The organism is Sphingomonas floccifaciens (assembly GCF_042681125.1).
GTDB lineage: Bacteria > Pseudomonadota > Alphaproteobacteria > Sphingomonadales > Sphingomonadaceae > Sphingomonas > Sphingomonas floccifaciens.
The window spans coordinates 19399-33559 of record NZ_JBHUFC010000007.1; the positions used below are offsets into that span (position 1 = coordinate 19399).

Consider the following 14161-nt stretch of genomic DNA (forward strand, 5'->3'; position numbering starts at 1 on the left):
GAACGACGATCGGTTCGCATCTGGGCGTCAGGCCCGACCGTTCGCGGCGGCGTGGATCGCCGCACGGATGCGGTCATAGGTGCCGCAGCGGCAGATGTTGGTGATCTCCCGATCGATCTCGTCGTCCGTCGGGAATGCCTTCTTGGACAGGAGGGATGTGACGGCCATGATCATGCCGGATTGGCAGTAGCCGCATTGCGGGACCCGCAGATCCTGCCACGCCTTTTGCACGTACTGGTCGCCGGTTTGCGACAGGCCCTCGATTGTGGTGATGTCGAGGCCCGCCGCCGCGGTCGCCGCCAGGGAGCAGGAACGCGTGGCCTGCCCGTCGGCAATGACCGTGCAGGCGCCGCACTGCCCGATGCCGCAGCCGAACTTCGTTCCCTTCATCCGGAGCTTGTCGCGCAGAACCCAGAGCAACGGCTCGTCGTCGTCGACGTCGACATTCACGGAGGCCCCGTTAATCTTCAGCAAGACCATCATCGCGGCGACGCCATTCCTCGCGTCGGTTCGGCGATTGCGGTGCCGACGCCGCGGCGGGGCGTTCGCGATGGTGCGTGAATTATCGTCATCCTACCCTCTCCCGTAGCAGTCCTTATCGCATGGCCGCTGCAACCGCCGCACCCTCGAGGTTGCTGGCCAAAAGCGGGGCGTACGTCGTCGCCGATCCAACCGGTCCGAACGGCGGTTTCGCTTCGATCGGAGTTTCCTTGGAGCACGCGCCTTCGGCAACGTCAACTTTATTATTCGAGTGAATAATTTAGCGAAGTGGTACATCGTAACGTTGCGATGCCGATCTCTGCCCGCGCTATGGCGGCTTCGGGCATTCGAACTCCGCCAGTCGGGAAGGGGCGACGCGCTTGGGTGACGAAATAAATCCTTGGCGGCGGAATTTCCCATGACCCCCTGCGATCCCCCGTGCGTTGTCGTCTGAGGGGAAAGGAGCGCTTTCTTATGGTTCATCTTCTCGACTGGTCTGGGCGCCGGCCGGCGCTCGGAATCGCGCTCTGGGTCATGGCGGAGACGGTAGCGACCGCCAACGGTCCGGCGTCCCGGAAGCCCGTCGAACCGCACAGGCTGATTGCCAAGGTGGACGCCGACCGGGATGGTCGCGTCTCACGCACCGAGTGGCGGATGCAGGGCATGCCGGTCGCGAATTTCCGGAGGCTCGACCGCGATCGGAACGGGTTCCTGACGCTGCGGGAGCTGAAGGCCCGTCCGCCGGCGGCCCTCGATGCCACACGCGACGGGAGGCTGTCCCCACGGGAGATGACCTTCGGCAGGGCGGCTACGAGGATCGCGCCGGGATCGAAGATGGAATGACGTCGGCCGACGCGACCTGCGTCTCTTTCGGACTGGCGGCGTCAGACCGGCGGTGTGGCGGCGAGGTCCGATCTGACGGTGCCCTGCTCGTGATCTCGCGTGACGCGGCTGTCGAGAGGAGCGTTCGCGTCGTCGCCGGATGCGCTCGGGACGGTGTCGCGACCGCGGCGCTTGCGCCTCCGGCCGTGACACCGTCCCGAACGCCTTCGTCCATCAGAAGCGGAAGGTCACGTCGGCGCTGTACATGCGGGGAACGCCGCGCTGCAGGAAGTCGAAGCCGAGCGCGCGCAGCTGCAGGCCATAGGAGACGTACTTCTCGTTGAAGAGGTTCTTCACGCCCGCGCCGACGGAGAAGCGCTCCGCGTTGTAGGCGACGCGGGCGTTCGCCAGCCAGTAGCCTTCCTGCGAGAGGACTTCGCCGATGTCGTAGAAGACGCGTGATGTGTATACCCCGTCGGCGTTGAATTCGACCGTGGCGTCGTCGAGCTTCGCCAGCACGAGGTTGGTGTTCAGGTTTAGGCTGAACCTCGCCGAGTTCGCGATCTGGTTGCCCGCGACGTCTATGCCGCTCGTGCCCGTGACCACGGCTTCGGCGCCGTACTTCGGATCGAGGACGCCAACGCCGACACCCAGTGTCACGCGATCGGTCGGCTTGGCGGTCACTTCGCCCTCGAAGCCGCGGACCCGAGCCTCGCTGATCGAGCGCAGTGGCAGGAGCAGGCCCTCGGGTACGATCACCTGCTGGTTCTTGTAGTCGGTCTGGAACAGCGACCCGTTGATAGTGAGAGCTCGATCAAGAAGGGTCGACTTGAAGCCGGCCTCGAAGGTTCGCGCCGTCTCGGGAGGCGCGAAGTTCACCTCTGAGGGATCGCTGAACGCCTGGGCGTTCACCGCGCCAGTGCGGTATCCCTCGCGCATGGAGGCGTAGAGGAGCACCTCCTTCACGGGCTTCCAGTTGACCCCGGCCTCGAAGCTCGTGTTGTTGAAGGTTCGCCGATCCGAGACGTTGGATATCGTCGTGACCGCGAACTGGTCCGCTGTATCGCCCAGGAACGCGTTGTAGTTCCGAACCGCAACTTTGTCGCGACTGAAGCGAACGCCGCCGGTGACCGTCAGGTCCGTCGCGATCTCGAGCTCCCCGCGTAGGTAGGCCGAGTAGCTGTCGCGCTTCTGGAGAAAGTCGTTCGTTTGGGTCAGTCCGCGGCCGGTCGGCGTCAGACCCGTGCTGCAGGCGGCGCCGCAGCCTGGATCGGTGAATAGGCGGAAGTCGAACCCCGCGTCGGCGCTGTCGTTGGTGTACATGGCGCCGGCCTGGAGGTTGAATGGGCCGGCGAAGGAGGTGGCGAGGCGGAACTCCTGAACGAACTGCTTCAGGTTCTTGCCACGCGTCACGAACGGGCTCTCGACGGCGATCTCGAGCCCGTCGGAGTCCACGACGTCGATCCACCGTCCCCAATCGTAGGTAGTCACGGAGTTGAAGGTGAGCGTCTCGGAGGCGTTCCACTTCATGACCAGATTGACGCCGTCGATCCGAATATCGCGCTTCGGGGTTCTGGAGAGAGAGCTTTCGAAGAAGCCGAGGCCGTTCCTGTTCGAGCCGGGCAGGCTGGCGAGATTGTTGCCGGGGAAAAGGATGGCGGGATCGTTGAAGTCGATGTTGGCGGCGATCGGGGCGTAGTTGCGTCCGCCGCTGCTCACGTGATTGTAGCGCAGAGTCGCCTCGAAGTCTGGCGAGGGCTCGAACTGCAGAGCGCCGCGGATCGCGAACAGGTCTGTCTGGTTCAGGTCACCGGCCCCCGGCGCGAGATTCCGGAAGACTCCATCGTCGTGCACGTACAGTCCCGCCACCCGCATGGACAGGACGCCGTCTACCAGTGGCGCCTGGACCGCGCCCTGCAGCCTGACGCGGTTGAAGTTGCCGTAGCTCGCGGTGACATAGCCTTCCGGGGTGAAGCCCGGCTTGATCGACACGATGTTGACGGCGCCGCCGGTCGCGTTCTTGCCGTACAACGTCCCCTGCGGACCGCGCAGCACCTCGACGCGCTCGACGTCGAAGACGGGCATCGACTCGAATGCCTGCAGGTTGCGGATGCCTTCGTCGACGTAGATGGCGATCGGCTTGCTCTGGTTCGGCGAGTAGTCGGTCGACGAGATGCCGCGAATGACGAAGTTGGGAGGGCCACCCTCTCCATAGGGGTAGCTGACCTGCGAGTTCGGGGAGAGCTTGATGATGTCGGAGACCTGCGTGACCTGACGCTCCTGGATCGCCTCGGCTCCGATGGCTGAGATGGCGATCGGCACGTCCTGAATTCGCTGCTCGCGCCTTGTCGCCGTCACGACGATCTCGCCGGTGTCGACCGGATCGGCCTTGGCGGCTTCTTCCGGTGGCCGGGCTGGGGTCGGCACGACCTGCCCCGCCGCGGCGGACGGCGTTCCGGGGGAGGCGACCTCCTGGGCATACGCGGCGAGCGGCGAGGCCGTGCCGAGCGCGGTCGCGAGGACCGTCAGCGGAAGGCGCGAAGCGTATGGAACTTGCATGAAAAGCTCTCCCCTAAATTGATCTTCTAAGGTCCTCCCGCCTCCCGGAAGGCACGCGCATGCACGTGCTTCTGCGACGGCTCCACGATCTTTCGTTCAGCACCGTCCGGGCCGGATGGGATCCGGGCGGATGGTCATTGCTATGGGCTGATCGGAGCTAGGTCAATAAATTATTGGACCGTATAATTATGAACGATGAACACGGCCGTCTTGATTGCGCCACCGGCTGACCGGTCTCTAGCGGGCTGACTCCCTCGACTCGAAAATGCCGCTGCATAACCACGGTCGCCGCCGTTCTGACGAAGGGCGCGGCGCTGGGCGTCCGGAGGCGCAGAACTCGATCTGCAATAATGTGCAGTTGAAGAAATACATTGCCGAGGTCGCTGGGTTGGGTATTGTCACGGCAGCAGTTCGCGACTCAATCGCGGCCTTCCCCTTCGGGGTCGGCCGCTCGCGCGCGGACGGCTCAAGCGACGGAAGAATTTCGCATCTTGGGACGGGGAACGGCATGATCGTGGAAGGATGCGCTTCGGGGTACCAGCCTGACCTGTCGGCGGCGACCGACCAGCGCCCGTTCGCCGGCTGCGACCCGTTCTCCGGCCGTCTGCCGCTCCTCTTCGTCTGGCGCCCTGCGCGCGTCGCACGCGGCCGTTGAGCATGGTCGCCACCCTCTCGTCCTCGGCTGAAGGCGGCGTCGCACCGGCGAGGGTCGGTGGCCGCGCTCTCGCTTTGGCATGCGTCCTCTACGCCTTCTCGCTGATCCTGATCGACATAGCGCCCTTCTTCATCGGGCTCTACGTCGACCATCTCGGGCTGACCCTGAGCCAGGCGGGCTTGGTGCAGTCGGTCGATCAGGCCGGGGGCGTTCTGGGAGCGGTTGCCGGGTTCTTCCTCATGCCGCGCGCGGCTTGGAGGACGATCATCGTCGCGGCCTCGCTCGTTGCGACGCTCGGCAACGCCCTAACCGCCGTCGCGGACGGCTATGTCGTCCTTTGTGCCGTTCGCTTCGTATCCGGATTCGGCGTGGTGCTCATCACCACCGTCACGGCCTGCGTCCTGGCCCAGGCCGTCGTCCCGGTACGAGCCTATGGGGCCGGGCTCGCGCTCGGCATGTCGCTGTCCGCCGTCGCGATCTGGTTGCTGGAGGGCCTGCGTTCCCATTTCGGCGACGCGGCTGCGCTTGCTTCGGGGGCTCTGTGGCTGGGCCTCGGCGCCGTCATGGCCCTGCTTCTGCCACGCGATCTTGACGGTCCGTCGGAGCCGGTCCTGCCGGAGGACGTGCCGCCGATGCGCGGCGGCGCTCGAGACGCGGGTCGCATCGCGCTGCTGGGGCTTCTTCTCTTCGGCGTCAGCGTCAACGTGATCTACGCCTTCATCGAGCGGATCGGGCTCTCGAACGGGCTGGACCAGACCTCGGTCGCCAACGCGATGGCGTTTGGTTACATCTTCTCCGCCGTAGGAAGCCTGATCCCCATCGTCTTCGGCGAGAGCGGGCGCCATCTGCGCTGGATCGCCGTCACCACGGCGGTCTTCCTAGCCTCGCTGCTTGGAATCTACGGCGCGCACTCCACCATTCTCTTCACCGTTGCGTTCGCAGTCTACGCATCGGCGTGGTGCATGGGACTGGCATTCTACATGTCCATGACCGCGGAGAACGATCCGGGACACCGCTATACGCGGATGATCTACATCGTGAACGTGGCCGCGCAGTCCGTGGGCCCGGCGATCGGCACCCTGGTTCTGGCGCGCGCCTCGCTTTCCGCGGTGTTCCTCGTCACGCCCGTGCCGGCGCTGGTCGCGGCACTCCTCGTGTCCTCCACCCGTCAGGCGCGCGTGGCGGCCCGGGCGCCGGGGACTACGTCGTCAATCGGAGCCGGACGCATATGAGCCTCACGCCCTTCCACCTCGCTCCCGAAATGGAGCGCGCCTACTGCATGTCCATCGGCGTGCGGGCCGGCGATTTCATCTTCGTCGGCGGGTTGACCGCTGTCGACGACGACGGAAACGAGCTCCACCAGGGTGATGCCGCGGCGCAGTTCGAGGTCGTCTACCGACAGATGGGGCGGGTGCTCGCGGCGCACGGGGGTTCGGCGGCCGACGTCGTCAGCGAGACGATCTACTACGCTTGCACGGGGCAGGAGTACTCCGAGCGCCTCTTTCCGCACCGACGAGCCTTCTACCAGGGATGCGATGGCCCGTCGGTCGCCGGCGTGCAGGTCGCCGGCTTCATCAGCCCGGGCATCCAGGTGGAGGTCACGTGCGTGGCCCACATCCCGGCGGCGAGGGCCTCCGCCGCAACGAACCAGTACGCACTAGGACAGGATCAGTCATGACCGCTTACAGGATGCTCATCGACGGTGAGCTCGTCGAGGGTTGCCGCACGATCCCCGTGATCGACCCCGCCACTGGTGAGCCGTTCGCGAAGGCGCACGTCGCAGATGCGGCGCAGCTCGACCGCGCGGTAGCCGCCGCGGCCCTCGCCTTCCCGGGATGGGCGGCCACGTCGTGGGCGGTCCGGCGAGACCGGCTCCTGGAGTTCGCTCGTCGGCTGGACGAGGAGGCGGACGGCTTCGCCCGACTGCTCGTCCGCGAGCAGGGCAAGCCGTGGGGCGAGGCGCGCTACGAGGTCGATGCCACGATCAGAGGTATCAGGTTCTACGCCGATGTGGAGCTGAAGGCCGAGGTCCGGGATCATCCGACGGGCGCCTACGAGGTCGAGCGCCGCCCCTTGGGCGTCGTGGCGGGCATCACGCCCTGGAACTTCCCAATGATCCTTGCGAGCAACAAGTACGCACCCGCGCTGATCACCGGCAACACGGTCGTCCTGAAACCGGCGCCGACGACCCCGCTGACGACGCTCGAGCTTGGGCGACTGGCTGCGGACGTGTTCCCGCGGGGCGTCTTCAACATCGTCGCCGACGACAACGACCTCGGTGGGCGCCTGACGTCCCATCCGGACGTGGCGAAGGTGTCGTTCACCGGCTCGACCGAGACCGGCAAGTCCGTGATGCGGAGCGCCGCCGAGGACATGAAGCGGGTGACCCTTGAGCTCGGCGGCAACGATCCCGCCATCGTGCTGGCGGATGCCGATCTGGAAGCGGCGGCGCGGGGACTGGCCGGGACCGTCTTCCTGAACGCCGGTCAGGTGTGCGCGGCGCCCAAGCGGCTCTACGTCGCCGAAGCCGTCTACGAGGAGTTCCGGGATCGCTTCGTGGCGGCCACGCGGGAGATCAGGATCGGCGCTGGCGACGAGGAGGGTGTGACGCTCGGCCCGGTTCAGAATCGGGCGCAGTTCGAAAAGGTCCGCGGCATGATCGAGGAGGCCGCCGCCGCCGGCACCGTGCTCACCGGCGGCCACGTCGCCAACCGCCCCGGCTACTTCATCGAACCGACCGTCGTCGCCGACCTGGACGACGCCGCGCCACTGGTGACGGACGAGCAGTTCGGGCCCGTCGTCCCGCTGCTCCGCTTCGACGACGAGGCTGAAGCGGTCGCTCGCGCCAATCAGGGGGCATACGGGCTCGGCGCGTCGATCTGGACGCGCGATCTCGACCGCGCGCGACGGCTCGCCCGCGGCATCGCCGCGGGAAGCGTCTGGATAAATCAGCATACCGCCATCCATCCGGACATCCCCTTCGGCGGGGTCAAGCAGTCGGGTCTTGGGACCGAGGGCGGCTTGGAGGGTGTGCACGAGTACACTCGTGTTCAGGTGATCAACGCCGCCGCCTGAACCCCGCTGGAGGTTCGGAAGGGAGGCAGGAGATGGGCAGCATGACGATGAGTGAGGAAGAAGAACGGACTTCCGCGGGCGGAAGGCTCGACCGGCGATCGCTGCTGGGGTTCGGCGCCGCCGCCGTCGGCGCGGTGGCGCTGGCGAGCTGCGCCAAGGAGAACCCCGGCCGCGAGGCGCGGGACGGTAAGGACGCGGGACCGTACGACGTCGCGGTGGTCGGGGCAGGCTACGCCGGCGTCACCGCTGCTCGCGAGCTCGCCGCTAAGGGCTGGCGCGTGGTCGTGCTCGAGGCGAGGCCGCGCATCGGCGGTCGCACCTTCACCAGCAGGTTCCTAGGCCGCCAAATCGAGCTGGGCGGCTCCTCGGTGCACTGGATCCAGCCCCACGTCTTCGCCGAGATGCAGCGCTACGGCTTCGGATTCGAGGAGGTTCCGCTCCGCGACCTCGACAAGGCCTACGTCATGACGGCGGACGGCAAGGTGCACGACGTGCCGCCGGCGCGTTTCGACCAAGGCTACAACGACGCGTTCGCGAAGTTCTGCGCGGACGCGAGGACGCTCTTCCCGCGTCCCTTCACGCCGTTCGTCAACCCCGAGGTGGCGAAGCTCGACGCCGTCTCCGCGGCGGACCGCCTGGCCAAGCTCGATCTGGACCCGATCCAGCGCGCGTCGCTGAACGCCGAACTGGTGCTCTACGCGGGCTCGCCCACGAATACGTTCAGTTACATGAGCTACGTGAAGATGTTCGCGCTCGCCGCCTGGGATCCCTACACCTTCACCGATTCCGAGAAGCACTGGCACATCGCGAACGGCGGCACCGCGGCGCTGGCCAAAGCGATTCTCGACGACAGCAAGGCCGACCTTCGGCTCGGGACTGTGGTGAAGCAGGTCGAGACGACGGCAGCCGGGGTCACACTCCGCACGGCGGACGGGCAGGTGGTGGAGGCGAAGGCCGCCCTCTTCACCCTTCCGACGCAGGTCTACCCCGACATCGAGTTCAAGCCGGGTCTCTCCGCCGAGAAGCAGGCGTTCATTAGGAACGGCGACCTATGCGACGGCGCGACGATGTACATGCGCATCAAGCAGAACATCGGCAACACCTTCACATTCTGCGACGATCCCAATCCGCTCAGCGCGATCCAGACCGAGGAGTCCGACGCCGAAGTGGGGACGATCCTCAAGGCGACCCTCGGTCGCCAATCGCTCATCGACATTAACGACCAGGACGCCGTCGGCGCCGAACTGCGCAAGATCCATCCCGGCGTCGAACTCACCGACATCGCGCCTTACAACTGGGTGAAGGATCCGTTCTCCAAGCAGGCGTGGCCGGCGTACCGCGCCGGCTGGTTCGCGAAGTACAAGGACATGGCGAAGCCCGAGGGAAGGCTCTTCTTCGCGGGCTCCGCCACGGCCGACGGCTGGCACGCGTATATCGACGGCGCGGTGGAAAGTGGCATCCGTGCCTGCCGCGAGATGACCGCCATGCTCGAGAAGGAGAAGAGCAGCAATGGATGACCGCTCGCCCAGCCCCCGCGCGCTGACGATCGCCGCCGCTATGGGCCTGATCGCCCTTGCCGCCTGCTCGGGTCGTTCCGAGACCGGCAACGACCAGGGCTCCACCGCGGCCGCCGGCAAGGCTTCCACTGATTATTCCGCGCTGGCGCGCAACCAGATGCAGGTGCAGGCCGGAAAGAAGGTGTTCAGCAATTGCGCGGTCTGCCACTCGGCCGAGCCGGGCGTTCCATCCCCGGCCGGACCCTCTCTCGCGGGCGTGGTCGGTCGCAAAATCGGCGGCGTGTCGGGCTATCCTTATTCCCAGGCGCTTTCGAAGGCGGATGGAGAGTGGACGCCGGAGAAGCTGGACGCTTTCCTAGAGAACCCGATGGCCGCCTATCCCGGCACCGCCATGGCGTTCGGCGGCCTCTCCAAGGAGTCCGAGCGCAAGGCGGTCATCGCCTATCTGGCGGGAACGACCTCCAAATAGGTGCGTGCCCGATCGGGCACGCACCTACCGGCATGCGACGGGCGCGGCCCCTTGCCGGACTTCGGCCGTCACCGGCCACGCGCAATGGCGGGACGCGGCATGCACGACCGGCACTTCTACGAACCGCGCAACGGCCATGGGCTCGCCCGCGACCCGCTGAGGGCGATCCTCGGTCCCCGTCCCATTGGATGGATATCGAGCGGCTCATCCGCAGGCATCGCCAACTTGGCGCCCTACAGTTTCTTCTCGATGCTGTGCGACGAGCCGCCGCTCGTCGGCTTCTCGAGCGTGGGCGAGAAGGACACGCTCTCAAACGTGCGCGAGACGGGCGTCTTCGTCTGCAACCTCGCGACGCGGCGCCATGCGGATGCCATGAACGAGACCTCGCGTCCATCGAACCCGATGGCGGACGAGTTCAGCGCCGCGGGATTGGACCGGGCGGAGTGCGTGGTCATCCAGTGTCCCCGGGTCGCGGACGCCCCGGTGTCGCTCGAATGCCGCTTGGCGGACGCTCGCCAGCTGACGGATTGTCGGGGTGAGCTTGCGGGCGCATGGCTGGTGGTCGGCGAGATCGTCGGCGTCCACATAGACCGCGCCCTGCTGGACGGCGGACTGTTCGCTACCGCCGAGGCCGGCATCGTGCTGCGGGCAGGCTACGCCGCCGACTACTTCGAGATCCGGCCGGAAGCTGCTTTCTCGATGAGGCGGCCTAGGGATTGAGAATGCCGCCGCATCGCCAGTGCAGTCTAACCGGTTCCGGGACAAGCCGCGTGCATTATTCTTCTTGTGTATAATTAACAGAAACCGTACCTCGCCGGTACACTCCGACGTGAGCTTACAAGGGGCTGGATGACGATGAAGGTCTTGGTGCCGGTCAAGCGCGTGCTTGACTATAACGTGAAGCCCCGCGTGAAGGCGGACGGGTCGGGCGTCGACCTCGCCAACGTCAAGATGAGCATGAACCCCTTCGACGAGATCGCGGTCGAGGAAGCGATCCGGCTCAAGGAGAAGGGCGCGGTCACGGAGATCGTCGTCGTCTCGATCGGCGAACCCAAGGCGCAGGACACGCTGCGCACCGCACTGGCGATGGGCGCCGACCGCGCGATCCTCGTGACGTCGGACACCAAGGTGGAGCCGCTGGGCGTCGCCAAGCTGCTCGCTAAGATCGTCGAGGAGGAGCAGCCGCAGCTGGTGATCCTGGGCAAGCAGGCGATCGACGACGACAACAACCAGACCGGGCAGATGCTGGCCGGGCTGCTCGGCTCTGGCCAGGGCACGTTCGCGTCGAAGGTCGAGCTTGCGGGCGACGCCGTCACCGTCACGCGCGAGGTCGACGGCGGGCTGGAGACGGACACGTTCAAGCTGCCCGCGATCGTCACCACCGACCTGCGCCTCAACGAGCCGCGCTACGCCTCGTTGCCCAACATCATGAAGGCCAAGTCCAAGCCCCTTGCGACCAAGACCGCCGCCGATCTGGGCGTCGACGTCACCCCACGGCTGACCACGGTCAGCGTCGCCGAGCCGGCCAAGCGCCAGGCAGGCGTCAAGGTGGCGGACGTGGACGCGCTGGTCGACAAGCTGAAGTCGATGGGCATCGCGAAGTAAGCGGCGGGAGAACGGACATGAAGACTCTGGTTTGGGTCGAACACGATGGTTCGACCGTCAAGGACGCCACGCTCTCCGCGGTCACCGCTGCGGCGAAGCTGGGCGAGGTGCACCTGCTCGTCGCCGGGCAGGGGGTCGGCGCCATCGCCGACGCGGCGGCCAAGATCGCGGGCGTCGGCAAGGTCCATGTGGCGGACGACGCGGCCTATGCGCATGCGCTGGCCGAGAACGTCGCGCCGCTGGTCGTCGAGCTGATGAGCCGTCACGACGCGTTCGTCGTGCCCGCCACTACCACCGGCAAGGCGGTGGCCCCGCGCGTCGCCGCGCTGCTCGACGTCATGCAGATCAGCGACATCCTGTCCGTGGAGGGCAAGGACACGTTCACGCGCCCGATCTACGCCGGCAACGCGATCGCAACCGTCCGGACGTCGGATGCCAAGAAGGTCATCACGGTCCGCGGCACCGCCTTCGAGAAGGCGGCGCCCGAGGGTGGCGCCGGAACCGTCGAGCCGGTCGCCACGACCGGCGACACCGGCCTCGCCACCTTCGTCAGCCAGGAAATCGCCGCCTCGACGCGTCCGGAGCTGACCAGCGCGAAGATCATCGTATCCGGCGGACGCGCGCTCGGCTCGGGCGAGAAGTTCCACGAGCTGATCGAGCCGCTCGCCGACAAGCTGGGTGCCGGCGTCGGCGCCAGCCGCGCCGCGGTCGACGCGGGCTATGTCCCCAACGACTATCAGGTCGGTCAGACCGGCAAGATCGTCGCGCCGGAAGTCTACGTCGCGGTCGGCATCTCGGGCGCGATCCAGCATCTGGCGGGCATGAAGGATTCAAAGACGATCATCGCGATCAACAAGGACGAGGACGCGCCGATCTTCCAGGTCGCCGACCTCGGCCTCGTGGGCGACCTGTTCGAGATCGTGCCGGAGCTGACCGGAAGGCTGTGAACCAGGCCCCCACCACCACGGCCGGTAGCTTCACAGGTGACCGCCTCGGCACCGTTCTCGCAGAATTCGAGTGACGAGCTGTGCCTCGGATCCGGCCATGTGCAGCCCGGGCAGTCGAAGCCGTCGGATTGGTTTACGGACAGCAGCGCGCGAGCGTCCGCCATCTGCGTGCGGACCGCTCTGGCGACCGACCGCAGGGTGCCCAAGCCATCACCATGCGGGCGTTGTTCACGATCTTTGGGTGCGACAGGTCGCGGCCTTGGGGGGGAGCCGGTCGTCCCGCTGGTGAACTGGATGTTGATCGGCTCTAAATGGTCGAGGTCCGCCGACATGGGTGCGTGCGCGCCATGAGCGACATCCTCGAAGTTCGTCACGCCTGGTCCGGTCGCAGATGAGAACCTGCCATCAACTCCTCCCCCTCGTGGCTGCGAACGACCTTATCGGTCGCCCGACGGTTCTCGCGCCGCCGCCCCTCATCGGCGTCCGTCGTCGAACTCACGGCCTGCCGAACATCATCCGCCGGTATCGGGTGGTGGCGAACGGTGCCGCCTCGATCCGGCCGCCGTCGAGGAGGTCGAGACGGACCGCCTCGTACGCCTTCTCCACGTCCATCCCGGCCCGATCGAGGACGATCGTGCCGTGACCCGGCAGCAGCACGTCCCAGCGGACGGGCTCGCCCAGGCCCATCGTGAAGCGCGAGAGCTTCCTAAGTGACTCCAGGTAGTCGCGGCTGTTGGCGTACGCCGTGTCCTGGGTGCCGAGGCGGTTGTCGAAGAGGACCGTGTCGCCGCTGAGCAGGACGTTGCGTCCGCCCACCACCATGTGGAAGGCGGTCGAGCCCGCCGTGTGTCCTGGGATCGCGATCGCGTGCAGGACCTTGTCGCCCATACCACCCGATCCGGAACACGTGCGCATCTTCAAGGGCCTTCAGGCCTGCAATCGCAACGGGCTCGTCGTGCCGGTCGGGACGGAACACATGTACTATGCAGCGATCGAGTCCAGAAGCTGCCGGCTGACGGCAATCGGAGCCCACTACCGGAAGCTCGCGGAGACCAAGCGGATTTGAACCGATCCGGCTCTGGTCCGCGATGCCAACCCTCGGCTTGCCGAACGACGACGGACGCGGATCGCGATCCCCGGATCAACGAGCAGGTCGCATCGACGGGAGGTCCGGGCTAACCTGCGTCGACTCGTCGATGCGGATTACCGTGGGCGACGGCTGCATTGCGACGGCGAGCGCTTGATCCAAAAGGCGTTGGATGCATGCCGTGACAGCCGGACCGTGGTGGGTTGTCCATACGTGGGGCGGCAGGATCTTTCGATCCTTGAGCATGCCAGGCTTGCCGAGGCGCCTGTCACCGACACTCACGGCATCGCACCTTCGCTCGAGCGTCACGACATCGAGAACGTCGCACCCGGTGGCATCTCGACCGCCTTCCTGGTCGTTGGTCTTCCCCCTGGCGCCCTTCCCGACTTTCCGGAACACTATAACGAGGACTACGTCTGGCTGCAGGCTCTCATGCGCGCGGGATGGAGCCTCAGGAGGATCCCGGTCCCGCTCGTCCACGCTCCGCCGGGGGAGGTGGCGGTCACCGCCGATGGACTGGCCTTCCAGATCCACGGAGAGATCGTCTGGCTCTCTGTCCTGGAGCAGGACCGGTTTCCGGTTGATCGATCGGAGGCGCTCGCCGCCGCGGTCGAGGAGATCGCGGGCGACCTGCGCTCAGCGCTTGAAGATCCCGCAGTCGCGGAACGGCCGCAGACGGCATCCATCGTGCAGGACGTTCTCGGGCAATTCCTCGCCATGAAGCGCGGATTCGTCGCCGACGATCCGACACCGGGAGGCAAGCGGCTCGTCGATGCAATACGTGCCGGCCTCGAGCTTGCGCCGTCGATCTGGTGAACCCCTTGTATACGGCGTCCTGGCGAAATCCGTGCGGAGATCTGACGGGCCCCGTTTGATTGTCAATCGGCGTCCAAAAAGGACCCCCTATCGGCGTGCAAAAGGGACCCCTTTGTCGAGCAGCGTGAC

At 66.4% G+C, this 14161-nt stretch carries 15 protein-coding genes and 1 pseudogene; 12 read left to right on the forward strand and 4 right to left on the reverse strand.

Annotation, left to right across the window (positions count from 1 at the left end):
- Positions 1-27 precede the first annotated feature (27 nt).
- Positions 28-480 carry a nicotine dehydrogenase subunit S gene (locus tag ACFSC3_RS16315; protein ID WP_062126840.1) on the reverse strand — a complete coding sequence of 151 codons (453 nt, stop codon included), beginning with the start codon at positions 478-480 and terminating at the stop codon, positions 28-30.
- Between the two features lie 474 nt (positions 481-954).
- Here ACFSC3_RS16315 and ACFSC3_RS16320 point away from each other — a divergent pair, with 474 nt between their 5' ends.
- Positions 955-1323, forward strand: a complete 369-nt coding sequence (locus tag ACFSC3_RS16320; RefSeq protein WP_053111700.1) for an EF-hand domain-containing protein — start codon at positions 955-957, stop codon at positions 1321-1323.
- 213 nt (positions 1324-1536) lie between these two features.
- Here ACFSC3_RS16320 and ACFSC3_RS16325 read toward each other — a convergent pair whose 3' ends face one another.
- On the reverse strand, positions 1537-3861 hold the full coding sequence (locus ACFSC3_RS16325) for a TonB-dependent receptor (protein ID WP_100053428.1): 2325 nt from the start codon (positions 3859-3861) through the stop codon (positions 1537-1539).
- Between the two features lie 265 nt (positions 3862-4126).
- Here ACFSC3_RS16325 and ACFSC3_RS16330 point away from each other — a divergent pair, with 265 nt between their 5' ends.
- The 9 genes from ACFSC3_RS16330 (at position 4127) to ACFSC3_RS16370 (ending at position 12129) form a co-directional block, all read left to right on the forward strand.
- Positions 4127-4516 (forward strand): hypothetical protein, encoded by a 390-nt coding sequence (locus tag ACFSC3_RS16330; protein WP_156487324.1) that lies wholly within the window; start codon positions 4127-4129, stop codon positions 4514-4516.
- A gap of 2 nt (positions 4517-4518) precedes the next feature.
- On the forward strand, positions 4519-5748 hold the full coding sequence (locus ACFSC3_RS16335; RefSeq protein WP_053111702.1) for an MFS transporter: 1230 nt from the start codon (positions 4519-4521) through the stop codon (positions 5746-5748).
- Positions 5745-6194 carry a RidA family protein gene (locus ACFSC3_RS16340; RefSeq protein WP_053111703.1) on the forward strand — a complete coding sequence of 150 codons (450 nt, stop codon included), beginning with the start codon at positions 5745-5747 and terminating at the stop codon, positions 6192-6194. The genes ACFSC3_RS16335 and ACFSC3_RS16340 overlap by 4 nt, the downstream gene beginning before the upstream one ends.
- Entirely contained in the window at positions 6191-7591 is a 1401-nt protein-coding gene (locus ACFSC3_RS16345) for an aldehyde dehydrogenase family protein (protein ID WP_053111704.1), read from the forward strand. The genes ACFSC3_RS16340 and ACFSC3_RS16345 overlap by 4 nt, the downstream gene beginning before the upstream one ends.
- Before the next feature lie 32 nt (positions 7592-7623).
- The gene (ndpB, locus tag ACFSC3_RS16350; protein ID WP_053111705.1) at positions 7624-9108 is read left to right on the forward strand and encodes a (S)-6-hydroxynicotine oxidase NdpB; all 1485 of its coding nucleotides are present in this window, start codon (positions 7624-7626) and stop codon (positions 9106-9108) included.
- Complete coding sequence (locus ACFSC3_RS16355) at positions 9101-9577, forward strand: c-type cytochrome (protein WP_053111706.1); 477 nt, start codon at positions 9101-9103, stop codon at positions 9575-9577. The genes ndpB and ACFSC3_RS16355 overlap by 8 nt, the downstream gene beginning before the upstream one ends.
- A gap of 99 nt (positions 9578-9676) precedes the next feature.
- Positions 9677-10297: a flavin reductase family protein gene (locus ACFSC3_RS16360; protein ID WP_053111707.1), complete on the forward strand. Its 621-nt coding sequence runs from the start codon at positions 9677-9679 to the stop codon at positions 10295-10297.
- A 135-nt stretch (positions 10298-10432) separates the two neighbouring features.
- Positions 10433-11182, forward strand: a complete 750-nt coding sequence (locus ACFSC3_RS16365) for an electron transfer flavoprotein subunit beta/FixA family protein (protein WP_053111708.1) — start codon at positions 10433-10435, stop codon at positions 11180-11182.
- Between the two features lie 17 nt (positions 11183-11199).
- On the forward strand, positions 11200-12129 hold the full coding sequence (locus ACFSC3_RS16370; protein WP_062126825.1) for an electron transfer flavoprotein subunit alpha/FixB family protein: 930 nt from the start codon (positions 11200-11202) through the stop codon (positions 12127-12129).
- A 23-nt stretch (positions 12130-12152) separates the two neighbouring features.
- On the opposite strand, the pseudogene ACFSC3_RS16375 reads toward ACFSC3_RS16370, so the two are convergent.
- Together ACFSC3_RS16375 and ACFSC3_RS16380 are read right to left on the reverse strand one after the other, a co-directional pair.
- A pseudogene (locus tag ACFSC3_RS16375) lies at positions 12153-12335 on the reverse strand (hypothetical protein); the annotation flags it as partial.
- Positions 12336-12624: 289 nt separating this feature from the next.
- Positions 12625-13017: an MBL fold metallo-hydrolase gene (locus ACFSC3_RS16380; protein WP_062126823.1), complete on the reverse strand. Its 393-nt coding sequence runs from the start codon at positions 13015-13017 to the stop codon at positions 12625-12627.
- Between the two features lie 19 nt (positions 13018-13036).
- Between ACFSC3_RS16380 and ACFSC3_RS16385 the strand changes: the two genes are divergently transcribed.
- Positions 13037-13195, forward strand: coding sequence for a hypothetical protein (locus ACFSC3_RS16385; RefSeq protein WP_380941490.1), 159 nt, complete (start codon positions 13037-13039; stop codon positions 13193-13195).
- Positions 13196-13369: 174 nt separating this feature from the next.
- Positions 13370-14032 (forward strand): hypothetical protein, encoded by a 663-nt coding sequence (locus ACFSC3_RS16390; RefSeq protein WP_062126819.1) that lies wholly within the window; start codon positions 13370-13372, stop codon positions 14030-14032.
- Positions 14033-14161 lie beyond the last annotated feature (129 nt).